Here is a 26,581-nt window from a genome sequence, read left to right as displayed (position 1 = left end):
GACCTGCGCCGGTCATTCGTCCTGGTGGCTTGGCACCTGGACTTCCTACCGGCGCCCCCGCGGTCCGGGACCCTACCGCGTCACTTGACGGTCGACAGGATGGTGTTGACCTGCTTCTCGGCGTCCGCCAGCAGCTTGCTGATGTCGGCGTTCTGGTCGGTCAGCACCTTCTGCATCGCCGTGTCCAGCACCGCGTAGATCTGCTGCGCCAGCGGCGGCTCGAGCTTCAGCGGGATGGTGGTGGAGGTGGCCAGGAACGGGCCGAAGTTCTGCGACGGGATGTTGGCGTGCTTCTTGGTCGCCTCTTCCCACTTGGCCAGCGAGGCGCCGGTCCAGATGTTCGGCTGGGGCAGGCCCACCGGCTGGCCCTTGGCGGCCGCCTTCTCGTTGTCGGCCGCGATGCGGTCCGGGTCGAGCGCGCCGCCCTTGAAGGACAGCCAGGTCAGACCGGCCTTGATCTTCTCGGGGCTGAGGCCGGCCTTGAACATGTAGCCGTCGCCGCCGCCCAGGGTGCCCTGGCCGCCGGGGATGCCGCCGAGACCGAAGTCCTCGTACTTGGCCTTGTACTGGTTCACGATGACGGGGAAGTTGTCCGCCGAGCCGATGTACATGCCGAGCTTGCCCGACGCCATCATCTGCAGCAGGTCGGCCCACTCGAGCAGCTGGCGCTGGCCCATCGTGTTGTCCGTCCAGCGCATGTCCTTCAGCTGCTGCAGGACCTGCTTGCCCTTGTCGTTGTTGAAGGCGGCCTTCCAGGCCTCGCCCTCCTTGACGGCGACGTCGCCACCGATGGAGTACATCTCCGCGGTGAAGTGCCAGCCGCCGGTGTTGTTCTTGCTGTAGTCGCCGTAGCCGACGGTGCCGTTGCCCAGCGCCGCGATCTTCTTGGCCGCCTCACGGACCTCTTCCCAGGTCTTGGGCGGGCTCGCCGGGTCGAGGCCGGCCTTGGTGAACAGCGTCCGGTTGTAGACCAGGCCCAGCGAGTAGTTCGCCACCGGAACGCCGTAGATCTTGCCGTCGCCGCCGGTGAAGACCTTCATCAGGTCCGGCTTGACGTCCTTGATCGACGGGAACGCCGCCAGCTGTGCGGAGATGTCCTGGACCTGGCGCTTGGCGATCAGGCTCGCCGGGTCGGTCAGGTAGACGTAGAAGACGTCCTCCAGCTGGCCGCCGGCCAGCTTCGTAGCGAACTGCTGGGGGTCCATGAACCCCTCTTTGGCGTCAATCTTGATGTTCGGGTACTTGGCCTCGAACGCCTTGACATCGTCCTCGAAGTTCTTGCGGTTGACCGCGTCCGTCGCCGGGGGCATCCCGTTGACGGTGATGGTCACCGGACCGCTGGGGGTCGCCGGCTCCTCGCTGGCGCAGGCCGCGCCGAGCATCGTCGTGCCGGCCACCAGCGCGAGCGCCAGCGACTTGCCGAGCAAACGTCGGTTCATCGGTTCTCCGATCCCTTCTGTATGCACATCCCGGACCTCAGCCGGCCCGGCTGCTCCGGCAGCGGCGGGCGCTCCGGGTTTGTTAATCGCGCATTGCGGCCGCGTCGCTCGGGGGTTACAGCGCCGTGGCGTGAGCAGAAGGATAGGCGCGCTCGCGCCCGGAAGTCCAGAGGATGACGCAAAAACGTGATGGCTCGTTTGCCATCCACTTGCACAGCCCCGCAAGTTCGTGACTCATCGATATGATCGCTCAAGAAGGGCGCGACCTGCCCGATCGCTAGATCGCCGCCACCCCGTGACGCCCGTCCCACCCCAAGATCGCCCGACTTGCCCGGCAGGTGTGCGTATCTTGCACACTCATACGCCCATGTGCCAGGCAAGTCGAACGATCATCCACCGACCCCAGGGCGCGGCCCGTGGTGACGGCGCGATCCGGGCGAAGGCGCGCAGCAGCGGCGCACCCGGGGGCCGGGTGCGTGGCAGTCGGGGCTTGCCGCCGGCGGCGTTGCGGGCGGGGACCGGAGTGCACGGGTGGGCCTAAGCGCGCACCGGGCACGGGCCGGTGGTGCTGCGGACGATCAGCTCGGGGTCGAACAGCACTTCTTCGGCCGCCGCCGGACGGCCCTCCAGCTGTGACAACAGGGAGATCACCGCCGCACCGGCCATGGCTCGCACCGGTTGGCGCACCGTGGTCAAGGGCGGGTCGGTCACGCCCATGAAGGTCGAGTCGTCGAAGCCGACCACCGACACGTCGTCCGGGACCTCCAGGCCCTGCTTGCGTACCGCTCGAACGGCGCCCAGCGCCAGCGCGTCACTGGCGCACACCAGCCCGGTCACCCCTGCCGCGAGCAGCCGGTTCGCCGCGCCACGGCCACCCTCCACGGTGAACACCGTGTGGTCCACCCAGCGCCGCCAGCGGGTCTCACCGCGTTCCTCCCAGAACTTCGCGAACCCGGCCAGCTTGCGGGCCGACGGCACGTGCCCGACGGGCCCCAGAATCAGCCCGATCTTCTCGTGGCCCAGCCCCGCGAGGTGCGCCAGCGCCTGCTCGGCCGCGCCGGTGTCGTCGACGCAGATCCGGGCCACGCCGAGGTTCTCGTCGGCCGCGTTGATCAGCACTATGGGCAGCCTGCGCTCGGTGAGCTGCTTGATCGCGGCGGGCCCGGCGTCGGCGTAGCTGCTGCCGACGAACACGATCCCGCCGACCTGCTGGGCCAGCAGCATCTCGATGTAGTGCGCCTCGGACACCCCGTCGGAGGTGCGCGTGCACAGCACCGGCACCAGCCCGCGCTGGATCAGCGACACCCCGATGACCTCGGCGAACGCCGGGAAGATCGGGTTACTGAGGTCGGGCACGACCAGCCCGATCAGCCGGGCGCGCTCGCTGCGCACGGGCTCCGGCCGGGCGAAGCCGAACACGTCCAGCGCGGTGAGCACCGTGTCGCGGGTGGCCTGGGAGACCCCCGGCTTGCCGCGTAAGACCCGGCTCACGGTCGCCTCGGACACGCCCGCGAACTTCGCCACCGCCGAAAGCCTGCTCGTCGTCACCTCCGGGATCTTACAGGAAGTAGTGCAAAAACCAAGACGGCCTGCGCAACCTGTTGCACGCTCACGAACGCCCAGCTCATGGTGGGGTCAGGCGGGTGGACCGAAGGAGAGGGCGAGGCGCAGGACGGCGTCGCGGAGCGGGAGGAGACGCCTGGCCTGGGACATGCGGTTGACCATGAGGGCCGTGGCGGCCATGCGCTGGGTGGGGCGGCGGCGTTCGCGGTCGTAGGCGCGCAGCCCGGCCGCCACGTCGCCGCCGGACAGGCAGCGTGCCAGCGCGACCCCGTCGATGATCGCCTGACAGGCGCCCTGGCCCAGGTCGGGCGTCATCGCGTGCGCCGCATCGCCGAGCAGCGCCACGTTGCCCGCCGTGTACGACGGCAGCGCTGGGGCGAGGTGGTGGATGTCGTGCCGGATGACGTGCGAGGTGGCATACCGGTCGAGCACCGCCGGGATCGGGTCGTGCCAGTGCCCGAAGACGCGGCGCAGCTCGTCCGGGTCGTCGAGGGCGGGACGGTGATGCTCGGGGGCGGTCAGCACGGCGTACCAGTTGGTGCGGCCCGGCCCCTGCGGGGTGACTCCGAAGCGGGCGCCGACTCCCCAGGTCTCGCCGCCCATGTCGGTGTCCAGGTCGGCGGTGCCGCGCCAGACGGTCGCGCCCGCGTAACGCAGGCCGTGCCGGTCGCCGAACAGCGCCGTACGGATCCGGCTGCCGATGCCGTCGGCCGCGACCACCACATCGTGGTCGCGGCGCAACGCGGTGACGTCGTCGACGCTGCGGCCGAAGCGGACGACACCGGCGGGCAACGCCTGGCTGAGCGCGCCGAGCAGGGCCGGCCGCGACACCAGCTGGACCGGCTCGCCATGGCGGTCCCGCACCCGGTCCACGTCGAGGGTGGCGATGCGCGACCCGTCGGGCCGGCGGATCGCGCCGTTGCGCTGGGGCAGCCCGGCCGCGCGCACCGCCCCGCCGACGCCGAGTTCGTCGAGCGCGCGCAGCGCCGACGGCCAGATGCCCAGGCCGGTGCCGGTGGTCGGCAAGGTGTCGCTGCGCTCGTACACGCAGACCCGCCAGCCCGCCGCCCGCAAGCCGATGGCGGTCGCCAGACCGCCGATGCCGCCACCCACGACGGCCGCCGTTCTCGTCATGCCCCGAACGTACTACAGCTGTAGTGGGCATGACTACAGCTGTAGTATGGGTCTCATGTCCGACCGCAGGGAGCAGGTGCTCGACGGCGCCATCGCCGTACTCGGCACGAAAGGGCTGCGCGCGCTGACCCACCGCGCGGTCGACGCGCAGGCCGGACTGCCGGAGGGCTCGACGTCGAACAGCTTCCGCACCCGGGAGGCCCTGGTCGGCGGCATCCTCGACCGGCTCGTCGAGATCGAGACAGCGGTGTGGCAGCGCCTGGCCGGCCAGCGCCCGCCCGCCTCGCTGGAGGAGTTCGCCCAGCTCATAGGCGACATGGTCCGCGAGGTCACCGGCCCGGCGAAGGCACTGACGCTGGCCCGGCACGCGATCTTCCACGAGGCGGCGTTCCATCCGGTCCTGCAGGAGCGGATCAGGACGGCGCGGCAGCGGCTGGCGACCTGGGGCGAACCGTGGCTGGCGCAGTTCGGTTCGACCGCGCCGCAGGCCGACTACCTGACCGTGCTCGCCCTGCTCGACGGCTTGGTGGCCATCCAGCTCGCCTGCCCGGAGCCCGACTTCGACCCGACCCCGTCCATCCTCACCGCGCTGCGCGGCATGGCCGCCACCTGATCCGCTCGGCGATGCCGTCCGGGCCGAGGGTCCACGACGCGGTGGTCAGTCGCGGCCGAGCCAGGTGGTGACGCACGCTTCGTTGCCCTCGGGGTCGGCGAGCACCCGGAACGCGGGCGCCTCCTTGTCGTAGACCACCCGCCCGCCGGCGGCCACGGCCGCCGCGACACGGCGGTCCGCCTCGTCGTGCGGCACCGAGATGTCCAGGTGGATGCGATTGCGCTCGGTACGCGGCCGGTCCATCTGCTGGAACCACACCGTCGGACCCTGACCGTACGGATCGACGACAGCGGCCCCCGGATCGTCGCCCACCTCGGCGTAACCGAGCACCGCCAGCCAGAACGGGCGCACCGAGGCGATGTCGAGCGCATCGATGGCGATCTCCAACAGCTGGACGGTGCGTGGCGACCCGCTGACGGCATCGGTCGCGTGCCCCGCCGCGGTCAACGCGGCCGACACCCGCACCGCCAGCTCCGTCTCCCGGCCGGTCACCCGCATCGCGCCGGGCACCTGCACCGTCAGCAGGACCCGATCTCCACGCAGGTCGAGCAGCAGCTGACGCTCCGCGCCCCGACCCGCGGCCGCCACCGCGAGCGAAGCCACCTCCGCCGCCTGCGCCAGCGACGACACCTCGACGGCGGTGCACAACGAGCCGAGCACGAACCGCCAGCCGTGACCGGTGACCGCATCGGATGCCTGCTGCCGGGTGAGGACCTCATCGCGCATGCCCCGATGCTGCCAGGGCGCGAGACGCGCGTACAGCGTTCATGGGGTCGACTCGGGTAGCCTTGCCCGCCATGAGCGGTGGGCAAGGGCAACACGACGATCCACTCGACCGCCTCGCGGCCGAAGAGGACTGGAGCCGCCGCGCCAAGGCGGTCGAGAACCAGGTCGCACGCGAACGGCGCATACCGTCGCTGCGACCGGCGCGCACACCGCGACCGCGGCGCGACCGCGAACCGAGGGGCGGAATCTCCCTCATCTTCGTCGCGCTCGTCATCGTCATGCTGGTCAGCGCCGTGGCGGCGTGGACCGGCGTCGGACATCCGTCACTGGTCGTGTTCTTCTTCGTGCTCTCCGGCTGGCTGGTCACCCTCTGCCTGCACGAGTTCTCCCACGCGCTGACCGCGCACCGCGGCGGCGACCACACCGTCGCCGAGAAGGGCTACCTGCGGCTAGACCCCCGCAAGTACGGCCACCCGGTGCTCACACTGCTGCTGCCGATGCTCTGGCTGCTCATCGGCGGTCTGCCGCTGCCCGGCGGCGCTGTGATGATCGAGAGTCACCGGCTGCGCAACCGCTTCCGCGACGCGCTGGTCTCCGCTGCCGGCCCCGCCGTGAACATCGTCGCCGCCATCGGGCTGCTGGCGGCCGTGGCGCTCGGCGGCCCGGCCTTCCTCAACTGGGACGCGCCGCATCTGACCTTCTGGGCCGGGCTGACCTTCCTCGCCTACCTGCAGGTCGCGACCGCGATCCTCAACCTGCTGCCGGTGCCCGGCCTGGACGGGTACGGGATGATCGAGCCCTACCTGTCCCCCGGCGCACGCCACGCGGGCAACAAGATCAAGCCGTTCGGCATCCTGATCGTCTTCGCCCTGCTGTACTTCCCGCTGGCCCGGGGCTTGTTCGGCGACGCGACCGTCTTCTTCCTCGACGTCTCCGGCATCCCACGTGAACTGGCCGCCTACGGCAACTACCTCTTCCAGTTCTGGAAGAGCTGGTGACGCACGCCGCCTGACCGAGCGAGAACCGCTGGGCGGCCGTGTCGTCAGACCACCGAACGAGAGAGGACGTTTCAGCTCATGCCACTACCGGGTCCCGGCGGTCACCGCTGACCGCCGGCTGCTGCTGTGCCCGATCGTGAACGGCCCGCTCCGGGCCGTTAGAGGTCGAACTCGCCGTCTTTGGCGGACCTCAGGAACGCCGCCCACTCGCCGCGGGTGAACACGACGACGGGTTCCTCCGTTCGAGCGCGGCGAATGAGCACCTCGTCGCCGCTCACGCCAACCTCAACACAGGCACCGCCTTCGCAGTAGGAGCCCACACCCCAGGTGACGTGCTGACTGTCCGATGTCATGGATTGACCCTTCATCGGTGACTAGCAGCTCAGCGTACAAGGCAAGGCCCTTGCCTACGACGTACCGCAGAACAGTTGGCACAACAAAACAGGCCCGTTCCGTCGAGGAACGGGCCTGTCGCCGGACGACGTCAGTCAGCGACGAAATCTCCCGCCCTCAACCCCGCGATAAAGGCGGCGAATTCCTGGCGGGAGAAGCGGAGAACCGGCCCCTGCGGATCCTTCGAGTCGCGCAGACCGACGTCGGGCCCGAGTTGTGCCACCTCCACGCAGGCCCCGGATTCACAACGAGTGCTCCTGCGCCAGCTGACACTTGTCTGAACATGTGACACGACGAAACAGTTCCCTTCTGATGGTGGTAGGAGTGGTCTTTCAGGCGGTCTCACCGCCTAGCCATCGGACTCCGCACGGAGGGCCGCGATACGGGCCTCGAGCAGGCGACTAGATCGTTCGGCGCTGTACGACCAGCGCTCGATCGCATCAAAGATCTGGCGATGGTGCGAGACCACACCCGGGTCGTGGAGAATCTCGTCCGTCGCCCAGCTTTCCCGATACAGGACGGCGTCCTGCTCACTGCCGAGGTCCAGAATGCTGAACTGCCCGAGAGTGACGGCGAGCCCGGCCAGTGCCAGGGGAACGATCCTCAAGATTAGCTTTCCCTCGGTGATGAGTCGCATCAAACGTTGGAATTGTTCGATAGCAGTCTCACGGTCACCGGCAGTTCGAAGCAGGACCGCCTCGTCGATCGCCAGCATGTAGGTCGGCTGATCCGCACGGTTGAAGATGTGTTCGTGCCTACGCAGCCGAACCTCCAGCCGCGCCCCGCGCTGATCATCTGTGATCATGCGAAGCTCGCTGTTCCAGAAATTGAGGACCGCTTCGGCGTGCCGTGGCGTCTGCAGTACTCCCGGAAGCAGGGCCGGGGAAAAGGTCCGGATCGTCGTGGCTTGGCTCTCGAACTGCATCAGCTGCATCAGTGCCGGGGTGAGTTGCGTGCGGTAACGGGGAGTGTCCCACCAACCGGCGACTCGGCGACGCGCCGTCCTGGCATCCTGTACGAGTTCGGCAACGGTGGCTGAATCAGCCACCCCGAGGGTGTCCAACAGGGCACGCAGGTCCGTGCCGGAGACGGTCACCTCGCCGCTCTCGATGCGCTGCACCTTGGACAGCGACCAGTCGAGCGCCTCGGCGACCTCACCCTGGGTCAGCCCGCGCGTGTCACGCCAACCGCGCAGTGCCAGGCGGAGTCGACGGCGGGCCACTGCAGGCAGATCACCTGAGACCATGGCGGCCCTCCCGATCGTCTCCCGTTCCGTGATCTAGCTGTACAGCAGATTGGGATGCCGCTGTGTGATGCAACGCACAGACGTTACACCGCGGCATCCCGGTTGGACACCACTGATGAAAAGCGATGTCAATTCGTGTCCGCGTGATACTCCATCGCCCGCACCAAACCCCGCCTGACCTGCTCGAACATCCGCTCGTCAGTGGTCGAGAACAGCACCTGGTACGACCCTCGGTAGAACCCGCGCAACTCGTACGAGTGAGTCCTGGTCCCCCAGCAGCCCCGGGCTCCGACCAGGAACGCCGCGGCGATCGTCGCCGCGACCGACATCGCACCCGTGCCGAGCACCGGCCAGGCGGTCGCCGCAGCGACGCCGACGGTGCCCGTCGCGTAAAGCCGGGTGGTGGTGCCACCACCCCGCTCGGACGGGATGCAGACGATGTGCACCCCGTGCAGTCCGCTGAGCGCGAACCGGCGGGGTTCAGGCACGTACACCTGGAGGTACCGGTGGTCGATGTGCGCCCACGGACCTCGGTAGTAGACGGGCATCCTCCCTCTCCCTTGAGCAGCCCTTGCAGGGAGGGAGTCGGCGGGGTATAGATGACATGAGACAGTCCTCCTTCCCTGCGTGGGACGAGGCCAAGAGCGGCGCCCGGTGCCAGCCGGGCGCTGTTCCTGTTCCAGGAAACGTGATGCTTCCTTACTGCTCAGTATGGGATGGACACACGTTGATCGCCATACCGCACTCTGCGGTACAGCAGATTTGAACGAACATTAAAGTGAATCACGTCCCATCGCGACCTTCCCACCGCCGATGGCCTGGCGCACAACGCTTTCGGCCACCGACGACGAGATCGGCGACGGTCACATCTGCAGACCCTCCTCGATGTTCTTGAGCTTGTGCCGGGCCATGGCCAGGTTGGCCCGGGACCGGACGAGCACCAGGTAGAGGAAGAGCCCCTGGGTGTTCCGGCTGGTCAGCGGCCGGATGACGTGGTACTGCACGCCCAGCGTGATCAGGATGTCCTCGATCGAGTCCTTCAGCTTCAGCATCTCCAGGGTGCGCAGCTTGGCCCGGACCACATCGGTGTTGCCCGCGGCGGCGATGGTCAGGTCCAGCTCCTTGGCGCTGCCGAGCGTGCCCAGGGCCATGCCGCTGGTGTAGTCCACGAGCGCGACACCCACCGCGCCCTCGATCTGCATCGCTTCCTGGAGCGAGCTTTCCATGTCAGCCATGGTGGAACCTCGTTTTCGTTCGACAAGGGATGGTCAGATGGTTCAGCGGATCTCTACGTGTTGTACGAGTTCTCCGATGCGCGCCGCGACAGGACGCGCCTCGTGGTGCAGGCGGGCGACGTTGAGTTCCCGGCCCGCGATGACGGTGAGCAGTGCCGATGCTCCGGCGGCGAAGACCGCCACGTAGCCGTTCGTCGCGGTGGTGACCGTCTCCCGGAACTCCCCCGAGCGCACCGCGGCGATGATCTGCTGCCCCAGGCCGAGCTGAGCGGCCGACATCGCGGCGAAGACCTCCGGCTCGATGCCTTCGGCGTCCTGCGCGATGAGCAGCCCGTCGACGCTCGCCACGAGCACACCGACCACGTGTGGCAGGCGGACGCGCAGCTCGCGTATCTCGGCGAGCACCGGACTGTCTGGGGCCAAGGGGATGACTCCTCTCTTCCTACCGCGTAGGAGCGATCTCAGAAGGTCTCGTTTCACAGCGCCCCCAGCCCGGCGATGAGGCGGGTGAGGATCTGCTCGGGCACGCGGGTCTCCGGCGTGCCGGCGAGTTCGGTGCGCCGGGCGGATTCCTGCCGGACGGCGCGGCGCGGCAGCGGAATGTGCGGCGGCGGTTCTCCGGCCGGTTCTCCGGCCGGTTCCGGCGGCGGATCGGGCGCGGGTTCGGCGATGGGTTCGGCCACGGCTTTCGCGTGCCGTCCCGGCTGCGCGGCAGGCGGGGCGGTCAGACCCGCGGCGGCCCTGGCCCGCACCGTGGCGACGGACTCCGCGGCCGCGGAGCCGCCGGGGCGGCCGGGTTCGACCAGACCGGTGCGTGCCATCCGGCGCACCTCGAGCATGACCGTGAACGTGTCGCGGCCGAGCAGCCGGGCCAGGTCGATGGGGCTGCGGCGACGGTCGGCGTTGGCCACGACCTCCCACTGCAGCGCGGTGAGCGCGACGCACTGCGAGCGCAGCCGGCGCTGGGGCAGCACGGCCGCGGTGTCGATGGCCGCGTCGGGCCAGGCGTCGGCGAGCAGCCGCTTGCGCCGGTCCACCTCCTGACACACCGTACGCAGGTCGAGGGTGCGCAGGTGGCCGACGGGATGGCGGGCACGGTGCTCGAAGTGCGCCGACACCATCAGGTCGAACAGGAAGAACGCCGCGTCGTAGAGGGCGATCACGCCGAGCGCCTCCAGCTCGACCTGGGTGACCAGGCCGGCGTCGACGAGTTCGGGCCCGATGCGGTGCTGGGCGCGTCCGGCGGTGACGGCGGCGCGCCACGCGTCGGCGGGCAGCCGGCCCGATGCGGTGAGCAGGCGTTCCACGCCGGAGGCGACGGGGGTTTCGGCGTAGGCGATCCGACCGTCGACGACGTACACCACGCCGCCGGGCGGGTCGAGGATGCGCAGCGCGCCGGTGACCCCGGCCGCGCACCACGGTTCGAGGGACTCCCGCAGCAACGGCGGGCGTGAGCTCTTCGACATGTGCCTGATCAGTTCGCGCTGAACTGGGCGGCGATCACGCTGAGCTGCCGTTGCGCCATGACCAGGTTGCCGACCGCGCGGTCGAGCCACACGTAGAGGACCATGCGCGCTTCGACGTCCGTCGAGAGCAGGCGCATGACGTGGTATCCGTTGCCCGCCGTGATCACGATGTCCTCGACGTGGGCGGGCTGGCCGACCGTGGCGAAAGCTGCGGTCTGCATGGTGGCGTGGATCATGCCGACCGCGTCGGCAGGGGTGTCGTCGCGGCTGCCCGGCCCGCGCCCGGCCGCGCCGATGATCGAGCCGCTGGGGAAATCGATGAGGCTGGCGCCGTGGACGCCCTGGAGGGCCATCAGACGGTGAAGACAGTCGTCGATGTCAAGCACACCCGCTCCCCGGAAGAACATGACGCCACCCACGACTCGCGTCACCGCCGGAAGCGTCTGGAAACGCCGTGGTGGTAACGGGTAGCTCGATGAAGACTACAGCAGGTGACCGAGATAAAGGATGGTTAGCGTGAAAACTATTCGTTCGCAACTTCTGCCCGAAAGGGTCATTGAAGTCGTATATAGACGGTCCGACGGCAGAGATGCCGAGGGATACTGCGCCGACCCCCGACCGTTCGGCAGGTTACGCACGTTCCACCTCGGCGAATCGCACACGCTGTCCGTCACCGCGGACTTGCGTCGCACGCCCGACTGTCCTATGGCGACGCCCGTCGCATACGCCGAAAACCGGGCGGGGGGGGGGGGGGGGGGGGGGGGGCGGCCCGCCCCCCCCGGGGGGGGGGGGCGGTCTCTGGTTCCCCGCCCCCCCCGCCCGGTGCGGTGTTGCTCGCGGTCAGTGGGACCGCTTCGACTTGCGGCCCAGCCACCAGACGACGGTGACCACCGCCGCGCCGATGAGCCAGGGTCGCGGGTTGCGACGGACGCTGTCCATCACGTCGCGGCCCATCTCCTCCCACTCCTGCGAGCTGGACGGCATCCGGTCGGCCAGGTCGTGGACGACCTCGCCCGCCTTGTCCTTGGCCAGCACCGCCGTCGCAGCGACCTGGTCCTTGACCTCACCGGCCTGCGCGGCGACGGTGCGGCCGGACGCGGCCAGCGTGTGTCCGACCTCGCCGGCCTGCGCGGCGACGGTGCGACCCGACTCGGCCAGGGTCTGCCCGACCTCACCGGCCTGCGCCGCCACCGCACGACCCGACTCGGTCAGGGTCTGCTTGAGCTGCTCCGCCGAAGCGGCGACTCCGTTGCTGTTCTTAGCCATTGAGCTGCCCTCCTATCGCGCCGAGCACGCCTGAAGGAACGGCGGCCCGTTGCGAACCGGATACCCGCGCAGCGATGCGCTAACCGCCGTCCGGAGCGGACATTGCGACGGGTCGTGCGGGAGAGGGCTCCGCGCGGCGTGGGTCAGCCCGGACGTACGCCGCTGACCGCCCAGGCGCGTGCGGTCAGCGCGACGGAGCCGTCCGCGGCGAGCGGCAGGCTGCCGTGCAACCGGTCGCGCAGGGCGGCACGGCGGTCGGCGGGCAGGGCGGCGACGTAGCCGGGCGCCGGGCCCTGGCCGCCGAGGAACGGCGTCCAGAGGTCGTCGAAGTCGGCGAACACGGTGGGCGTCTCGATCGCCCGCACCAGCACGTCGGCCAGACCTGCGCCGGTCCACAGGTCCCGCAGCGGCTCGGGCCGGCACAGTGGGAAGCGGCGGCCCTCGTCGAGGTCGGCGGCCGCCGGATCGAGTGCGACGGCCGCGTCCCAGAAGTGCCGCAGCATCGCCATACCCTCGGCGTAGTCCCAGACGTAGGCCGCGACCGTCCCGCCGGGCGCCGCGGCGCGCACACACTCGGCGACCGCCTGCTCAGGGGCGGGCACGAAGTTGAGCGCCAGGCCGCTGACGACCGCGTCGAAGGCGCGGTCGGGCACCGGCAGCGAGCGGGCGTCGCCGCTGTAGAAGGTCACCCGCGGATCGCCGACGCGGGCCCGCGCGTGGGCCAGGAAGCCCTCCGCGGGGTCGACACCGGTCACCCGGGACGGCTCCGCCGCCGCGAGCACGGCGGCGGTCAGCGCACCGGTGCCGCAGCCCACGTCCAGCCAGCTGCGACCGGGCGGCACCGCCAGCAGGCGCACGAAGGCGTCCGCCACCGGGGCGCTCCACCGGCCCATGTAGACCTCGTACGCGCGGGCGACCGCCCAGACATCCGTCACGCGATCGAGAATACGACCGCCGTTCGACTCAGCTGAGTTCGCGAACCAGCACGAAGGCGCCGTTCTTGATCTGCAGCAGGATGAAGGTGGGGTTCGGCTGGGTGCCGTTCGCGGTGAACTGCGACGGTCCCGACAGCAGTTCGATGTCGCCGGGCTTGGTGTCGGCGATCGCCTTGCGTACGGCCTCGTGGTCGGTCGTGCCCGCGCGCTGGATGGCGTTGGCCGCCAGGCGTACGGCGTCGTAGCCCTGCATGGTGAACGGCCCCGGCTCGTGGCCGTAGGAGGCCCGGTACTTGGCCGCCCACTCCTTGGCCTTGGGCTCGAACTGCGCCAGCGGCAGGGTTATCCCGTAGACGCCCTCCTCCTGCTGATCGTTGAGCACGTCGAACAGCGTCGGGTCGGTGCCCGCGTCGGACAGCATGATCGTGCCCTGGTAACCGCCGTCGCGCAGGTCGCGGATCATCCGGCCGGCCTCGGGGTAGTACCCGGTGTAGAAGACCAGGTCGGCGTCGACCTCCTTGACCTTGTCCAGCACCCGGGGGTAGCTGGTCGCGCCCTGGCTGACCCGCATCTGCCCGGCCAGGGTCAGCGGACCGCCCTTCTTCTGCACGCTGGCGACGGCCGCGGCGGCCACGGTCTGCGGGAAGCTGGTGCCGTCGTCGATCACCAGCAGCCGCCGCCGGCCGAGCTTCTCCATCGCGTCGACGGCCCGCTCGGCCTCGATCGTGGTGGTGCCGGCGAGCAGGAAGACGCTGTCGTAGCCGGGCGCGAGCAGATCGATCGAGTTGGCCGCCGGGATGATCATCGGAATGCCGGCGGTCCGGAAGACCTTGAGCGTCGGCACAGCGGCCACGCTGCACCCGCCGCCGACGGAGACGGTGATGTCCCGCCCGGTCATCTCGTTCGCCTTCACCACGGCCGTGCCGGGGTCGCAGGCGTCGTCGCCCACGACCAGCTCGACCTTTCGGCCGAGCACCCCGCCCGCGTCGTTGACGTCCTTGATCGCGATCTGGAACGCCTCCAGCAGGCGCTGCCCGGTCGGCGCGTTGTCGCCGGTCAGCGGGACGAGTGCGCCGAGTCGTACGACATCGGGCGTCTTGTCCGCTTCTTCCGGCTGGCTGCAGGCGGCCACGCCGCCGAGCAGCAGGGTGGCCAGCAGTGCGACCACCGTGCGCAGCCGCCGCGGCATTCGCGGTCCGTGGAGGATGTCCATATCGTGAATTATTATCAGAGTTCGCGGGATAAGCCGGAATTGCCGCGTGGAAGATCGCGTTGACCCACCGGACAAGCCCGAACGGAGCGGCCGCCCGGCCACTTGGAGGAGGACCCCCGAAACATGCATTGGCCGTCTTGGAGGCGGGCCGTCGAACGGCTCGGCAGGCGGGGCAAGGCCGCCCGCCGGGCCGATCCGGTGCTGCGGCCGCGCCGCAGCCTCGGCATGACCGCCGCGCTCGCCGCGGTTCTCTGTGGGCTGGGCGCGTTCACGCTGTGGGGCACCCTGCAGGCCACCCGGGCCACCGAGGTGCAGAGCCAGGCGCTCGTGCTCGACGCCATCTTCAGCGAGGCCAGCGCCGCCGTGGCGGTCCAGGAGATGCAGGCCCGCCACTACCAGCTCGAACCCTCGGTCGCCAGCCGCGCCCGCTACCTGGAGTCGGCCGCGCAGGCCGACGCCACGCTGCGCCGGGCGGTCGAGCTGAGCACCGGAGCGGCGCTGGAGGACGCACTGCGGCTGCAGGCCGAGCAGTCGGCGTACCGGCAGGCCGCGGATGAGTTGATCATCATGGTGACCGACCGCAACCCCGACGCCGTCCAGCAGGACCGGCTCGAGGTCACCCCGGCGTACTACACACTCCAGCACGACATCACCGAGGTCGCCCGAAACCACCACACCCAGGCCCAGAAGCTGGTCGCCGACCTGCGCAAGGTGCAGACCCGGATGTTCGCCGCGACGATCGTCGGGTTCGCCGTCGGCCTCGGCCTGGTCGCCGCGATCTGGCGGGTCATGCTGGGCTACCAGCGCCGAGTGCTCCAGCACGCCGAGGTCAGCCAGTACCAGGCGCTGCACGACCCGCTCACCGGGCTGGCCAACCGCCTGCTGTTCCAGCGCAGGCTGGAGGACGCCCTGGACCCGTCCCGGCCCGACGCCGAACAGCTCGCCGTGATGCTGATCGACATGAACGGGTTCAAAGCCGTCAACGACACCCTCGGCCACCAGGCCGGCGACGACGTGCTGGTGGAGACCGGGCACCGGCTGCGCAAGGTGGTCCGCGACGGCGACACCGTCGCCCGGCTCGGCGGCGACGAGTTCGCCGTGCTGCTGCCCAGCGTCACGTCGGCCGAGGGGGCCGTCGAGATCGCCGAGCGGGCCACCGGCGCGCTGCGGCGCAACTACCTGCTGCCAGCCGGCTCCGCGGCCGTCAGCGGCAGCGTGGGCATGGTGCTGGGCCGTCCCGGCACGTGCGCCGAGGACATGCTGCGCCACGCCGACGCCGCGATGTACCGGGCCAAGACCAGCGGCAAGGGCGTCGCCCTGTACGACCCCGAGGTCGACACCGACCAGCCCGGCCGGATGGCGCTCTTCGGCGACCTGCGCGCGCTGCTCACCGACGGCGACCCCGACGGCCAGCTGGTGCTGTACTACCAGCCCCAGGTACGGCTCGCCGACGCCACCGTCGGCGCCACCGAGGCCCTGGTGCGCTGGCGCCACCCGCAGCTCGGCCTGCTGTCGCCCGGCGCGTTCCTCGGCGTCGCCGAGACCGGCGGCCTGGAGATCCCGCTCACCTACCACCTGCTCCGCATCGCCGTGAAGCAGGCCGCGCACTGGTGCGCCCAGGGCCGACCGATGACCGTGTCCGTCAACGTGTCGCCGAACTGCCTGCTCGACGACGCCTTCGTCGGCCAGGTGCGCTCCGCGGTGGCCGAGCACGGGCTGCCGGCCACCCTGCTCCGCCTGGAGATCACCGAGAGCGGCATGACCACCGACCCGGGGCGGGCGCAGGACGCGCTGCGCCGGGTGCGACGCGACGGCGTACAGGTCTCGATCGACGACTTCGGCACCGGCTTCAGCTCGCTGAGCCAGCTGAAGCTGCTCGCCGCGGACGAGCTGAAGATCGACCGGACCTTCATCCACGACCTGGCCACCGACCCCGGCGACGCCATCCTGGTGCGCAGCGCCATCGAGCTGGCGCACAACCTCGGCCTGTTCGTGACGGCCGAGGGCGTGGAGGATCTCACCGCCCTGGCCATCCTCGACGAGCTGGGCTGCGACCAGGTGCAGGGCTTCGCGCTGGCCTACCCGGTGCCCGCCGACGCGCTCATGGCCGAGATCCGCAAGGCGCAGGACACCGCGCGCACCACGCTCAAACCCGCCACCCGCCGGGGTGGCGCCACGGTGCAGACGCAGACCGCGGCGGCCCTGAACCCGTGACCGCCGCGTCCGCCGTGCCGGTGTGGGCACGACGGACGCGGCGGCGCCGACCGGTCAGTGGGCGTAGACCTCGAACTCCGAGATCTGCGCCGCCGGCCAGCCGGTGTTGGACGTGAACGTCAGCGTCAGCTCGCGGGCCGCGACGGCCGGGAAGGCGATGGTGACGATGTTGCCGGTCTCCGGCGCGAACAGGTGCTCGGCCGCGTCGACCAGCGGCGCGCCGTCGGCCGACACGGCGATGGTCTGCCAGCGGCCGCCCCAGTTGGCGGGCAGCTTCAGCACGATCCGGCTGACCGACACCTGGTGGCCCAGGTCCAGCGTCACGGTCTGCGGGAAGGCCCCGTTGAGGCTCTCGAAGTACGTCGAGGAGTCGCCGTCCACCAGGTTCGGCGGCGCGATCCACCAGCCGGCCTGCGAGCTGGACGTGATGTCGCGGCCCAGCGCCAGGTTGCCCTCCGGGTCGAACCCGATGCCCCTGAGTCCCACCACGTACGGACCGGCGGGCGAAGAGCTGTGGATCGTCAGCGGACCCGCGTAGTTGCCCGAGGTCGCCGGAGCGAACCGCACCTGGAGGGTGCAGGTCGCGCCGACCGCGATCACGGCGCAGCCGCTGTCGACGGTGTACCCGCGCGGCGGCACGACCGCGTCGACCGTGACCGGCTTCGGACCGGGGTTGGTGATCGCGACGGGTTGCACCGCCTCGACGCCGATCGGCTGGAAGCCGTACTCGACCCCGGTGGCCTGCGCGATCTCCAGTTGACCGGCCGGCGCGAAGCCGCACCGGGTGCCGGTCCAGCCGAGGTTGCCCGCACCGCGGGTCACCGCGAAACCACTGGCGCAGTCGTGGACGCCCTTGTCGCCCAGTCCGAACGCGACGACCTTGGCGAAAGAGGCCGCGCCGGGCGCCTGCAACTGCAGGGCCACCGTGCCCGCCCCGGCGACGGTCACCCGCTCCACGGACACGTTCGTGATGGCCTTGCCGAAGAACTGCATCCCCGCGTACGAGCTGTCCAGCAGCGTGGTGTCGCGGACCTGGACGGTCCCGGTCATCGGGGCGTCGGCGGCCCAGAACCACAGCGCGGCGATCTGCGTCGGCTCGTTGGGCACCAGGCTGCCGGTGCGCACCAGCAGGTTGCCGCTGATCGTGGTGGTCCCGGCGAGCTGGTTCGCACCGAACCGGTTGCCCACGTGCACGCCGCCGCCCTGGGTGACGGTGTCGGCGGCGACGTTGTCGCTGACCGTGTTGTCCCGGCCGCCGTACACCGCGAAGCCGTTGGCCAGCAGCGGCACGGAGACGGTGTTGCGGGTGAGGGTGTTGCCGGTGTCGGCGTTGGTCGCCGACCACATGGCCATGCCGTCGTCGCCGGTGTTGCGGACGAACAGGTTGGTGACCGTGCTGCGGCTGACCCCGTCGTGCAGGTTGAGCCCGTCGGCCCAGACGTTCTTGATCCGGCCGCCGTCGATGGTCAGGCCCTCGGACGGGCCGTCGAACCACATGCCCACCTTGACGTGCTCGACCCAGACGTTCTTGATGGTCGAGGCGCTCAGCGCGCCGCCGAAGCCGCTGTCGATGGTGGCGTCGTCGCGCACCACCGTCTCGCCGAAGACCGCGAAGTCGGACAGGTGCACGTCGGTGCTCGGGTTCGGCGCGGCGTTGCCGAACACGCCCACGCCCGCGCCGCGCAGCACGGTGTGCCAGGGGCCCGCGCCGCGCACCGTCACCCGGTCCACCTGCAGGTGGCGGGTCACGGTGTAGTCGCCCGGCGGGATCCACAGGCCGCGCTGCTGGTCGCGGGCGGCGTCGATGGCCGCCTGCAAGGCCGCACCCGAATCGGCCGCGCCGGTCGGGTCCGCGCCGAAGTCGAGCGCGTTCAGGTGACCCGCGGGCCCGGCCGGGGCGGCGGCGACGACCTCGAAGTCGGCGAGGTCGACCACGGTGGCGGCGCTCGCCTTCAGCCGCACCTTGGTGCCGGTCGGCAGGGTGCGGCCGAACGTGGTGCGCACGTCGTCGAAGTAGTGGTGCTGACCCCGGTCGGCCGGGTCGTTGGTGTACGGGTAGTTGCCGTACACGTGCGCGTACTTCGAGGTCAGGGCGAGCTGCCCGGCGGTCTTGCCGTTCGCCGTCACGGTCAGCGTGCCGCTCGTGCCGTCCGGCACGGAGTAGCGCACGTCGACCGCGTTGGCGGGCTTGGCCAGGTTGAACTCGACCCACTCGCCGGCGTCGAGCGCGACCGCGCGGCGGCCGGACGCCTCCGCGGCGAGCTGGGTGAACGCGCGCGTCGCCGCGAGCACCCGGCCGTCGGTGCGGGCGTGCTCGGCCTCGTACTCGGTGAAGGGCACGGCCGCGCCACGCGCGCCGTACAGCACGGGCAGGGGCAGGGCGGTGCCGGGCAGGGTGGGCACGGTCGGCAGGGCCGGACCGGCGACGGCGGCCGTGGCGTTCGTCGCGGCCAGCACGCCGGCCGCGGCGACCGTCGTCGCGGCCAGCAGGGCGGTGCGGAGCTTCATCAATGGCTCCTATCGGGATGATCCGCGCGGATGGGGGCGCGCTCAAGGATTCGGGGGTATGGGATCGCGGCCGGCACGCGTCGCGGGCGGTGTTCGGCGGCTGTTTCGGACACGTCGCGAGCGTGTTCCGAAGATGTCAGCAGATTAGGTCCGCGACCGTCGCCACGTCCAGAGCCGTACGCAAAATTCAAACAAACGTCCAGGATTCTCTTGCATCCCCCGCGCCCATCGACAGACCACGCGTAATACCTGGTAGTACTGTTCTTTTCGAGGTCGCGGCGGCCATGAGAAGCTGTATCTGGGGCGCGTTTCGTCCTTGTGGCAGCCTGCCGACAGCAGCGTTTACGCAAATTTCTCGCCGTATCACGCAAGTCCTTGCACCCTTGTGGAGCATCCACCCCAGACCGTCGCCGTGGGCGGACAATGTCGGGGTGATCGAGACGGTGCGAACGGACGACGGGGCAGAGTTGTGGACGCGGCGGACGGGCGACGGCCCTGCGCTGGCGCTGTGCCACGGCGGGCCTGGGCTGTGGGACTACTTCGACGATCCGGCCGCGCTGCTCGGCGGGGACTGCGCCGTCGTGCAGTGGGATCAGCGCGGCTGCGGCCGGTCCCCGTCCCCCGGGCCGTACTCGATCGAGCAGAACGTGGCCGACCTGCATGCCGTGGTCCGCAGCACGGGCCGGTCGCCGGTCGCCGTGCTCGGCCACTCGTGGGGCGGCCTGCTCGCGCTGCGCTACGCCCTGGCCCACCCCGAGCACGTCAGCCACCTGGTGTACGTGTCCGGCGTCGGCGTGGACCCCGCCGCCACCTGGCGGGCCGACTACCAGGCGGGGCTGCTCGCCCGGCTCGAACCCCACCGGGCCCGCTTCGACGAGCTCAGCGCCCGCGAGCGCAGCCGCGCCGAGGACCGGGAGCTGGCGGTGCTGCAGTGGACCGCCGACTTCGCCGAACCGGCGACGGCGCTCGAGTTCGCCGAGCGGGCGGCGACCCCGTTCCTCGGCATCAACCTCGCCCACCATGCCGCGATGGGCGCGCAGACCGCCGAGTACGTCGACTCGGGTGCGGCGCTCGCCGCCGCGGCGACCGTACGCACCCCCGTGCTGATCATCGACGGCGCGCACGACATCCGCCCGCGCCGTTGCGTGGACTCCCTGGCCCACGCGCTGCCGCAGGCCACCCGGATCAGCCTGGACGCCGGACACCTGCCCTGGGCGGAGCAGCCCGCCGCCTTCGCCGCCGCGGTCCGCGACTTCGTGCACGGCGACGGGCCCCACCGATGACGTCGCGACGAGCGGAGCGGGCCGGGCATCGCCCGCGGGCGGCGGGGTCCGCCGATAATCGGCTTGAGCAGGGACAACGCTCAGTAACGTGGACGGGGTGACAGGGGACGGAATCTCCCGCCGGGGTCTGCTCGCCGCCGCCGGGGCCGCGGTGGCCGCCGCGGGCCTGGGCGCGTGCGCCAAGCGACCGGATCCGGCGGCGTCCGCCGGCGCGCCCACCACACCCGTGGCTGCCAGCCCCACCCTCGACGAGGCCGCGCTGCGCAAGAAGATCGCCCGGATGATGATCGTCGGCTTCCGCGGCGCGCAGGTCGGCCCCGACGACTGGATCATGAAGGACATCAGCGAGCGCGGGCTCGGCGGCGTCATCCTGTTCGACCGCGACCAGCTGACCGGCGAGAGCCGCAACATCAACTCCCCGGCGCAGGTCACCGCCCTGATCAAGACGCTGCAGGGTGCGGCGCCGCACGGCCTGATCGTCTCCATCGACCAGGAGGGCGGCAAGATCGCACGGCTCGGGCCGCAGAACGGCTTCCCCGCCACCAAGTCGCAGGCCGAGATCGGCGCGGTCAACTCGCCCCCGGCCACCCGCGCCTGGGCCGGGGGCATGGCGCAGACGCTGGTCCAGATCGGGGTGAACTTCAACTTCGCCCCCGTCGCCGACCTCGCGGTGAACCCGTCGAACCCGGCGATCGCCCTGCTCGGCCGCAGCTTCTCGGCCGACCCGAACGTCGTGGTGTCCTGCGCGACCGACACCATCGACACCTACCGCGAGGCGAAGGTGCGCACCTCGATCAAGCACTTCCCCGGGCTCGGCAGCGCCACCGGCAACACCGACTTCGAGGCCGTCGACGTGACCGACACCTGGACACGGGCCGAGATCGTGCCGTTCCAGCGCCTGATCGCCGCCGGCACCGCCGACACCGTGATGGTCACCCACTTCCTCAACCGCAAGCTCGACCCCGACCGGCCGGTGTCGCTGTCCCACGCCGTCGTCACCGACCTGCTCCGCGGCCAGCTGGGTTGGGACGGCGTGGTGGTCACCGACGACATGCAGGCCGTCGCGATCACGAGCCGGTACGCCCGTGACGAGGCGACCACGTACGCCCTGGAGGCCGGGGTGGACCAGCTCGTCTTCTGCAACCAGGCGGTCTACGACCCGGCGATCGTCACCGAGACCGTCGACCACGTGCTCGGGCTGATCCGTGCCGGGAAGATCACCGCCGCGCAGATCGACCGGTCCGCCGCCCGCATCGACGCCCTGTGGCCACCGCGCTGAGTCACCCCAGCCGATCCCGCCGAACCGGACATCCGCTGCCGTCAGCGGCACGATTCCGGACGCATAACGTCCGCAATGGGTTCTAGGGTGCCGGCAGACACCCGATCGACAAGGAGAACTCGCATGGCAGAAGTGCTGCTGTTCCACCACGCGCAGGGGCTGACCGAGGGCATCCGGGCCTTCGCCGACCGGCTGCGGCAGGCCGGGCACACGGTGCACACCCCGGACGTGTACGACGGCAACACCTTCCCGACCCTGGACGAGGGCCTGGCCTACGCCCGCCAGGTCGGCTTCGGCGAGCTCATGGAACGGGGCGTACGCGCCGCCGACGCCCTGCCCGCCGAGTTGGTGTACATCGGGTTCTCGCTGGGCGTGCTGCCCGCGCAACGGCTGGCGCAGACCCGGCCCGGCGCCCGCGGCGCGGTGCTGCTCGAATCCTGCGTCCCGCCGGCGGAGTTCGGCGGTGCCTGGCCGGCCGACGTTCCGGTGCAGGTCCACGGCATGGACGCGGACCCGTTCTTCGCCGGGGAGGGCGACATCGACGCGGCCCGCGCGCTGGTCAAGGAGGCCGACGACGGGGAGTTGTTCGTCTATCCGGGTGAGCGGCACCTGTTCACCGACAGCTCGCTGGCGACATACGACGCCGACGCCGCCGCGCTCGTCGCCGAGCGGGTGCTCGACTTCGTGCACCGCCGCTGAGCCGCGCCGCTGTCGGCCGGGCAGACGGGGACAGCACGTCGGTGGATCCGGTCTGACAGCGCTCGAACCGCCGTGTCAGGGTCGCGTCAGGTCGGTGACAGGCCGGATCCCGATAGTCGTCCGCATGACAACTTCAGCGATCGCGGTCTCCGGACTGCGAAAGGCCTACCGGGACAAGGTCGTGCTCGACGGCATCGACCTGGAGGTCCGAGCAGGAACGGTGTTCGCGCTGCTCGGCCCGAACGGGGCGGGCAAGACGACGACGGTGAACGTGCTGACCACGTTGATGAGCGCCGACGGTGGGACGGTCCGCGTCGCCGGCCATGACGTCGCGACCGAGGCCAAGGCGGTGCGCGCGGCGATCGGCGTCACCGGCCAGTTCGCGGCGGTGGACGAGCTGCTGACGGGGCAGGAGAACCTGCAGCTGATGGTCGACCTGAACCGCGCGGTGTCCCGCGACGGCAGCCGGGTCGTCGCGGACCTGCTGGAACGGTTCGAGCTGACCGGATCGGCGGACAAGCCCGCGTCGACCTACTCCGGTGGTATGCGCCGCAAGCTCGACCTGGCGATGACACTCGTCGGCAACCCGCGGATCATCTTCCTCGACGAGCCGACGACCGGGCTGGACCCGCGCAGCCGCCGCACGATGTGGTCGATCATCCGGGGCCTGGTCGCCGACGGCGTGACCATCTTCCTCACCACCCAGTACCTCGAGGAAGCCGACCAGCTCGCCGACCGCATCGCGGTGCTCGATCAGGGCCGCCTGGTCGCCCAGGGCACCGCCGACGAGCTCAAGCGCCAGATCCCCGGGACCCACGTCCGGCTCCGGTTCACCACCGCCGCCGAACTCGACGCGGCCGCGCGGGTCCTGACCGACTCCACCCCCGACCCCGAGGCGCTGACCCTGCGGGTGCCCGGCGACGGCGGTACGAAGTCGCTGCGGGCGCTGCTGGACCGGCTCGACGAGTACTCGCTCAGTGCCGAGGAGTGCTCGGTGCACACCCCCGACCTCGACGACGTTTTCCTCGCCCTGACGGGCCACACCACGGAGGTGGACGCGAAATGAGCGCCAAGTCGCACTCGCTGGTCATGTTGCGCCGCAACTTCCGGCACATCGCCCGGAATCCGACCTCGGTCTTCAACGCGGTCCTGATGCCGATCATCCTCATGCTGATGTTCGTGTACATGTTCGGAGACGCCTTCGACGTCGGCGTCGATTACATCGACTACGCGACGCCGGGGCTGATGCTGCTGGCGGTCTGCTACGGGCTGGGCGCCACCGCGACGTCGGTGAACTCCGACATGACCAAGGGCATCATCAACCGGTTCAAGGTCATGGACGTCTCCCGTGGCGCGGTGCTGACCGGGCACGTGGTCGCCAGCGTGCTGACCAACGTGATCGCCATCGCGGCGCTGCTCGGCGTGGCCTTCCTGCTGGGGTTCAGCCCGTCGGCGAGCCCGCTCGACTGGCTCGGCGTGGCCGGCGTGGTCGTGCTGCTCGGGTTCGCCGCCGGTTGGATCACGGTCGCCCTGGGGTTGTCGGCGAAGTCTCCGGAGACGGCGGGTCTGGCCGCCGTGCCGCTGGTCATGCTGCCGTTCTTCAGCAGCGCGATCGTGCCGGCGGAGAAGATGGGGCCGGGCCTGCGGGAGTTCGCGGAGTACCAGCCCTTCACGCCCATCATCGAGACGATGCGCGGGCTGATCAACGGCGCACCGGACACCGGCAACGTGGTCCTCGCCGTCTCCTGGTGCGTCGTGATCGCGCTCGTCGGGTACCTGTGGGCGCGTGCCACGTTCCAGAAGCGAGCATGACCGCGACCGGCTGACTCCGGCTCTTCCGGCGCCGCCTCCGCGAACCTCGGTTCGCCGGGGCGGCGCCGCGCTACCGCTGCACGTTCTGCAGGAAGTCGCCGTAGAAGAAGCCGAGGCCGACGGCGACGCTGATCGCCGCGACGATCCAGAACCGGATCACGACGTTGACCTCGGTCCAGCCGCCGAGTTCGAAGTGATAGTGGATCGGCGACATCCGGAACACTCGCTTGCCGCGGGTCTGGAAGGAGATGACCTGGATGACCACCGACATCAGGCTGATCACGAACAGGAACGCCAGGAGCGGCAGCAACAGGTGGGTATGGGTGGCCATGGCCAGGGCGGCCATCAGTCCGCCGAGGCCCAGCGCGCCGGCGTCGCCCATGAAGATCTTCGCCGGCGAGGTGTTCGACCACAGGAAGCCCACGCAGGCCGCGGCGACGGCGGCGGCGATCATCGCCACTTCGAGCGGATCGCGGACCGAGTAGCAGTAGGCGTCCGGGTTGGCCGCGTAACCGGTGGTGTCGGCACACCAGTGCTGGTACTGCCAGTAACCGATGATGGCGTACGCGCCGACGACCAGTACCGACGCGCCGGTGGCCAGGCCATCCATGCCGTCGGCCAGGTTGACCGCGTTGCTCATGAACATCACCATCAGCACGAACAGCACGACCGCGCCGACCTTGGTGATGTCCAGCCACGAGATGTCCTTGACGAACGACACCTTGGTGGAGCCGACCGTCTGCCCGTTGGACGACGGGTAGTACACCGCGATCACGCCGAAGACACTGCCCACCAGCAGTTGGCCGACCAGCTTGCCCTTGGCGCTGAGCCCGGCACTGCTCTTGCCGATCACCTTCATGTAGTCGTCGACGAAGCCGATCGCGCCGCAGAAGACGAACACTCCCAGCACGACCAGCGCGGTGATGGTCGGACGGACCTGGCCCATCTGGGCCTGCGGCAACCCGCGCAGCGCGATGTGTCCGGCCACGTAGGCGATGACGGTGGCCAGGATGAAAGCCAACCCGCCCATCCCCGGCGTGCCGCGCTTGCCCTCGTTGGACTTGAGGGCCAACTCGTCTCTGATGGGCTGACCGGCCTTCAACCGGTTCAGAACCCTGATGAGCAGAGGCGTTCCCAGCAGCGACAACAGAAACGCCACCGCCGCCGCGACGATCACGGCTCTCACGGACGCACACCGCCATGCGCTGCGGCTGAACCAGGAAGCCGGGGTGAGTCCGCAACCCGCCATACCCGGTATCGCGAGCCCTTCACCAGCGCCACCCTATCCGCACGCACCCGAGACCTCATTTCCGCCGAGCGGCACAATAGCCCAGGTTCGTACAGGCGCGCCAACAGTGGCGACCGCACTCGGTTTTGTCGGCATCCTGACCTGCGAGGATGTCCCGCTCGCAGGTCAGGATGCCGACGGTGCCCACGCATTCCCGCCGAGTTCCGCGACGGTGGTCAGCTCGCGTCCGTCTCCTTGTCGCGCAGCGCCTGCTCGACGGCCTCCTGCACGCGGGCGTCCTCGCGCTGCGTGCGCTGCGCGCGGCCGCGGCGCGACAGCACCCGCACCCCCACGGCGACCGCGATCAGCACGACGATCAGCAGGAGCAGCGTCCACGGGACGGCCCAGCCGCCCGCCGTCGCCTCGACCTGCGCCAGCGGCGAGGTGGTGCCCGACGCGTCGACGAGCAGCGGGGTGAGGGTCGCGGTAGCGGTGAGGCTGACCGCCGGTGCCACGCCGTGCACGGGCACGCTCACCTCCCAGCTCTCCCCCGGCAGCAGCTGCGGCGACGGGGCGAGTTGCCCCGCCTCGGCGCGCAGCCACCCGAACGGGCCCGAGACTGACACCGCCTGCTGGGCCGAGAGCATGGCGTTGCCGGTGTTGTGGATCCGGTAGGTGACGGTGGCATCGCCCTTGCCCAGCGGGTTGCCCGTGCCGGCGTAGTCGACCCGCAGGTCCTCGACGGCGAGGCTCGGCTTGAGCTCGCCGCCGATCCGCAGCTTCACCCGGATGCCGAGGCGGCGGTCGACGTTGATGCCCGCCGCGTCGCCTGACTGCGTCAGGGAGCTGACGATGCCGCCGACGTAGTCGCCGGGCGTGGCGTTGGCGGGCACGGTGACCTTGAAGGGCACCTGGACGGACTCGCCCGGCTTGAGGACGATGCCGGCGCGCTCGGCGTGGACCCATACGCCGACCGCGACCGACTTGCCGTCCTTGGGGAGCAGGTCGAGCTGGCCCCCGCCGGTGGTGAAGCCGTCGGCCGCGTAGACCGCGAGGTCCAGCGGGGCCGGGCCGCGGTTGGCCACGACCAGGGCGTCCTCGACAGTGCCGCCGGGGTTGACGGAGTAGCTGTAGCTGGACCGGTCGGCGCCGTAGCTGTTCGACGCCGTGCGGACCGTCCAGGCGACGTCGCCTTCGGCCGCCAGCGCGGGGTCGGCGCCCAGGCCGACCAGGGCGAGCGCGGCGAGCAGGGTCAGCGCGGCGGTCAGCAGCCGGGCGGCGGCGGAGCGGCGGTGCGGGGCAGGTGAGTGCATGTCGGGTCCTTGCGCGAG

Annotated in this window: 26 protein-coding genes; 8 read left to right on the top strand and 18 right to left on the bottom strand. The window is 70.5% G+C overall.

Annotated elements, in window-relative coordinates:
* Positions 1-80: 80 nt before the first annotated feature.
* The 3 genes from F9C41_RS10150 to F9C41_RS10140 form a co-directional block, all read right to left on the bottom strand.
* A complete protein-coding gene (locus F9C41_RS10150) occupies positions 81-1,439 on the bottom strand; it encodes an ABC transporter substrate-binding protein (RefSeq protein WP_155386447.1) in 1,359 nt (452 codons plus the stop codon).
* A 537-nt stretch (positions 1,440-1,976) separates the two neighbouring features.
* On the bottom strand, positions 1,977-2,987 hold the full coding sequence (locus F9C41_RS10145) for a LacI family DNA-binding transcriptional regulator (RefSeq protein ID WP_230689473.1): 1,011 nt from the start codon (positions 2,985-2,987) through the stop codon (positions 1,977-1,979).
* A gap of 87 nt (positions 2,988-3,074) precedes the next feature.
* Complete coding sequence (locus F9C41_RS10140; RefSeq protein WP_155386446.1) at positions 3,075-4,136, bottom strand: FAD-dependent monooxygenase; 1,062 nt, start codon at positions 4,134-4,136, stop codon at positions 3,075-3,077.
* Between the two features lie 55 nt (positions 4,137-4,191).
* On the opposite strand from F9C41_RS10140, the gene F9C41_RS10135 reads away from it, so the two are divergent.
* Positions 4,192-4,749, top strand: coding sequence for a TetR/AcrR family transcriptional regulator (locus F9C41_RS10135; RefSeq protein ID WP_155386445.1), 558 nt, complete (start codon positions 4,192-4,194; stop codon positions 4,747-4,749).
* Positions 4,750-4,794: 45 nt separating this feature from the next.
* Here the strand turns inward: F9C41_RS10135 and F9C41_RS10130 are convergent, their stop codons facing one another.
* A complete protein-coding gene (locus tag F9C41_RS10130) occupies positions 4,795-5,475 on the bottom strand; it encodes a VOC family protein (RefSeq protein WP_155386444.1) in 681 nt (226 codons plus the stop codon).
* 71 nt (positions 5,476-5,546) lie between these two features.
* Here F9C41_RS10130 and F9C41_RS10125 point away from each other — a divergent pair, with 71 nt between their 5' ends.
* Positions 5,547-6,473 (top strand): site-2 protease family protein, encoded by a 927-nt coding sequence (locus F9C41_RS10125; RefSeq protein ID WP_155386443.1) that lies wholly within the window; start codon positions 5,547-5,549, stop codon positions 6,471-6,473.
* Between the two features lie 158 nt (positions 6,474-6,631).
* Here the strand turns inward: F9C41_RS10125 and F9C41_RS10120 are convergent, their stop codons facing one another.
* From F9C41_RS10120 to F9C41_RS10070, 11 genes are all read right to left on the bottom strand, one after another.
* On the bottom strand, positions 6,632-6,826 hold the full coding sequence (locus F9C41_RS10120) for a DUF397 domain-containing protein (RefSeq protein ID WP_155386442.1): 195 nt from the start codon (positions 6,824-6,826) through the stop codon (positions 6,632-6,634).
* A 131-nt stretch (positions 6,827-6,957) separates the two neighbouring features.
* Complete coding sequence (locus F9C41_RS10115) at positions 6,958-7,158, bottom strand: DUF397 domain-containing protein (RefSeq protein ID WP_155386441.1); 201 nt, start codon at positions 7,156-7,158, stop codon at positions 6,958-6,960.
* A 57-nt stretch (positions 7,159-7,215) separates the two neighbouring features.
* Positions 7,216-8,112, bottom strand: coding sequence for a helix-turn-helix domain-containing protein (locus tag F9C41_RS10110; protein ID WP_155386440.1), 897 nt, complete (start codon positions 8,110-8,112; stop codon positions 7,216-7,218).
* Between the two features lie 128 nt (positions 8,113-8,240).
* The gene (locus F9C41_RS10105; RefSeq protein WP_155386439.1) at positions 8,241-8,660 is read right to left on the bottom strand and encodes a DUF6232 family protein; all 420 of its coding nucleotides are present in this window, start codon (positions 8,658-8,660) and stop codon (positions 8,241-8,243) included.
* A 315-nt stretch (positions 8,661-8,975) separates the two neighbouring features.
* A complete protein-coding gene (locus F9C41_RS10100) occupies positions 8,976-9,347 on the bottom strand; it encodes a hypothetical protein (RefSeq protein WP_155386438.1) in 372 nt (123 codons plus the stop codon).
* A gap of 42 nt (positions 9,348-9,389) precedes the next feature.
* A complete protein-coding gene (locus F9C41_RS10095) occupies positions 9,390-9,770 on the bottom strand; it encodes a roadblock/LC7 domain-containing protein (RefSeq protein WP_155386437.1) in 381 nt (126 codons plus the stop codon).
* 53 nt (positions 9,771-9,823) lie between these two features.
* The gene (locus F9C41_RS10090; RefSeq protein ID WP_155386436.1) at positions 9,824-10,813 is read right to left on the bottom strand and encodes an ADAM 12 protein; all 990 of its coding nucleotides are present in this window, start codon (positions 10,811-10,813) and stop codon (positions 9,824-9,826) included.
* 8 nt (positions 10,814-10,821) lie between these two features.
* Positions 10,822-11,199 carry a hypothetical protein gene (locus F9C41_RS10085; protein WP_147432774.1) on the bottom strand — a complete coding sequence of 126 codons (378 nt, stop codon included), beginning with the start codon at positions 11,197-11,199 and terminating at the stop codon, positions 10,822-10,824.
* A 454-nt stretch (positions 11,200-11,653) separates the two neighbouring features.
* Positions 11,654-12,079, bottom strand: coding sequence for a hypothetical protein (locus F9C41_RS10080; RefSeq protein ID WP_155386435.1), 426 nt, complete (start codon positions 12,077-12,079; stop codon positions 11,654-11,656).
* A gap of 143 nt (positions 12,080-12,222) precedes the next feature.
* Positions 12,223-13,014: a class I SAM-dependent methyltransferase gene (locus tag F9C41_RS10075; RefSeq protein WP_230689472.1), complete on the bottom strand. Its 792-nt coding sequence runs from the start codon at positions 13,012-13,014 to the stop codon at positions 12,223-12,225.
* A 28-nt stretch (positions 13,015-13,042) separates the two neighbouring features.
* Complete coding sequence (locus tag F9C41_RS10070; protein ID WP_196279704.1) at positions 13,043-14,227, bottom strand: branched-chain amino acid ABC transporter substrate-binding protein; 1,185 nt, start codon at positions 14,225-14,227, stop codon at positions 13,043-13,045.
* Positions 14,228-14,350: 123 nt separating this feature from the next.
* On the opposite strand from F9C41_RS10070, the gene F9C41_RS10065 reads away from it, so the two are divergent.
* On the top strand, positions 14,351-16,441 hold the full coding sequence (locus F9C41_RS10065) for a putative bifunctional diguanylate cyclase/phosphodiesterase (protein ID WP_155386433.1): 2,091 nt from the start codon (positions 14,351-14,353) through the stop codon (positions 16,439-16,441).
* A 54-nt stretch (positions 16,442-16,495) separates the two neighbouring features.
* Here F9C41_RS10065 and F9C41_RS10060 read toward each other — a convergent pair whose 3' ends face one another.
* Positions 16,496-18,949 carry a glycosyl hydrolase family 28-related protein gene (locus F9C41_RS10060; RefSeq protein WP_155386432.1) on the bottom strand — a complete coding sequence of 818 codons (2,454 nt, stop codon included), beginning with the start codon at positions 18,947-18,949 and terminating at the stop codon, positions 16,496-16,498.
* Between the two features lie 431 nt (positions 18,950-19,380).
* Here F9C41_RS10060 and F9C41_RS10055 point away from each other — a divergent pair, with 431 nt between their 5' ends.
* The 5 genes from F9C41_RS10055 (at position 19,381) to F9C41_RS10035 (ending at position 24,022) form a co-directional block, all read left to right on the top strand.
* The gene (locus F9C41_RS10055; protein ID WP_155386431.1) at positions 19,381-20,232 is read left to right on the top strand and encodes an alpha/beta fold hydrolase; all 852 of its coding nucleotides are present in this window, start codon (positions 19,381-19,383) and stop codon (positions 20,230-20,232) included.
* Between the two features lie 97 nt (positions 20,233-20,329).
* A complete protein-coding gene (locus tag F9C41_RS10050; protein ID WP_230689471.1) occupies positions 20,330-21,511 on the top strand; it encodes a glycoside hydrolase family 3 N-terminal domain-containing protein in 1,182 nt (393 codons plus the stop codon).
* A 123-nt stretch (positions 21,512-21,634) separates the two neighbouring features.
* Positions 21,635-22,210 (top strand): dienelactone hydrolase family protein, encoded by a 576-nt coding sequence (locus F9C41_RS10045; RefSeq protein ID WP_155386430.1) that lies wholly within the window; start codon positions 21,635-21,637, stop codon positions 22,208-22,210.
* A 124-nt stretch (positions 22,211-22,334) separates the two neighbouring features.
* On the top strand, positions 22,335-23,276 hold the full coding sequence (locus tag F9C41_RS10040; protein WP_155386429.1) for an ATP-binding cassette domain-containing protein: 942 nt from the start codon (positions 22,335-22,337) through the stop codon (positions 23,274-23,276).
* On the top strand, positions 23,273-24,022 hold the full coding sequence (locus F9C41_RS10035) for an ABC transporter permease (protein WP_155386428.1): 750 nt from the start codon (positions 23,273-23,275) through the stop codon (positions 24,020-24,022). Before F9C41_RS10040 ends, F9C41_RS10035 begins: the two co-directional genes overlap by 4 nt.
* Positions 24,023-24,092: 70 nt before the next feature.
* Here the strand turns inward: F9C41_RS10035 and mraY are convergent, their stop codons facing one another.
* A complete protein-coding gene (gene mraY, locus F9C41_RS10030) occupies positions 24,093-25,208 on the bottom strand; it encodes a phospho-N-acetylmuramoyl-pentapeptide-transferase (RefSeq protein WP_155386427.1) in 1,116 nt (371 codons plus the stop codon).
* 278 nt (positions 25,209-25,486) lie between these two features.
* Positions 25,487-26,563 (bottom strand): WxL protein peptidoglycan domain-containing protein, encoded by a 1,077-nt coding sequence (locus F9C41_RS10025; RefSeq protein ID WP_155386426.1) that lies wholly within the window; start codon positions 26,561-26,563, stop codon positions 25,487-25,489.
* Positions 26,564-26,581: the final 18 nt, after the last annotated feature.

Origin of the sequence: Catellatospora paridis (genome assembly GCF_009720365.1) — a bacterium.
GTDB lineage: Bacteria > Actinomycetota > Actinomycetes > Mycobacteriales > Micromonosporaceae > Catellatospora > Catellatospora paridis.
Note: the sequence above shows the minus strand (reverse complement) of the source record. Positions and strands in the feature narration are given on the sequence as shown.

Bases quoted from the DNA above. Each gene is read 5' to 3' on its own strand.
- F9C41_RS10150 (WP_155386447.1), bottom strand. From the start codon at position 1,439: ATGAACCGACGTTTGCTCGGCAAGTCGCTGGCGCTCGCGCTGGTGGCC.
- F9C41_RS10140 (WP_155386446.1), bottom strand. From the start codon at position 4,136: ATGACGAGAACGGCGGCCGTCGTGGGTGGCGGCATCGGCGGTCTGGCG.
- F9C41_RS10135 (WP_155386445.1), top strand. From the start codon at position 4,192: ATGTCCGACCGCAGGGAGCAGGTGCTCGACGGCGCCATCGCCGTACTC.
- F9C41_RS10130 (WP_155386444.1), bottom strand. From the start codon at position 5,475: ATGCGCGATGAGGTCCTCACCCGGCAGCAGGCATCCGATGCGGTCACC.
- F9C41_RS10125 (WP_155386443.1), top strand. From the start codon at position 5,547: ATGAGCGGTGGGCAAGGGCAACACGACGATCCACTCGACCGCCTCGCG.
- F9C41_RS10120 (WP_155386442.1), bottom strand. From the start codon at position 6,826: ATGACATCGGACAGTCAGCACGTCACCTGGGGTGTGGGCTCCTACTGC.
- F9C41_RS10110 (WP_155386440.1), bottom strand. From the start codon at position 8,112: ATGGTCTCAGGTGATCTGCCTGCAGTGGCCCGCCGTCGACTCCGCCTG.
- F9C41_RS10105 (WP_155386439.1), bottom strand. From the start codon at position 8,660: ATGCCCGTCTACTACCGAGGTCCGTGGGCGCACATCGACCACCGGTAC.
- F9C41_RS10100 (WP_155386438.1), bottom strand. From the start codon at position 9,347: ATGGCTGACATGGAAAGCTCGCTCCAGGAAGCGATGCAGATCGAGGGC.
- F9C41_RS10090 (WP_155386436.1), bottom strand. From the start codon at position 10,813: ATGTCGAAGAGCTCACGCCCGCCGTTGCTGCGGGAGTCCCTCGAACCG.
- F9C41_RS10080 (WP_155386435.1), bottom strand. From the start codon at position 12,079: ATGGCTAAGAACAGCAACGGAGTCGCCGCTTCGGCGGAGCAGCTCAAG.
- F9C41_RS10070 (WP_196279704.1), bottom strand. From the start codon at position 14,227: ATGGACATCCTCCACGGACCGCGAATGCCGCGGCGGCTGCGCACGGTG.
- F9C41_RS10065 (WP_155386433.1), top strand. From the start codon at position 14,351: ATGCATTGGCCGTCTTGGAGGCGGGCCGTCGAACGGCTCGGCAGGCGG.
- F9C41_RS10060 (WP_155386432.1), bottom strand. From the start codon at position 18,949: ATGAAGCTCCGCACCGCCCTGCTGGCCGCGACGACGGTCGCCGCGGCC.
- F9C41_RS10045 (WP_155386430.1), top strand. From the start codon at position 21,635: ATGGCAGAAGTGCTGCTGTTCCACCACGCGCAGGGGCTGACCGAGGGC.
- F9C41_RS10040 (WP_155386429.1), top strand. From the start codon at position 22,335: ATGACAACTTCAGCGATCGCGGTCTCCGGACTGCGAAAGGCCTACCGG.
- F9C41_RS10035 (WP_155386428.1), top strand. From the start codon at position 23,273: ATGAGCGCCAAGTCGCACTCGCTGGTCATGTTGCGCCGCAACTTCCGG.
- F9C41_RS10025 (WP_155386426.1), bottom strand. From the start codon at position 26,563: ATGCACTCACCTGCCCCGCACCGCCGCTCCGCCGCCGCCCGGCTGCTG.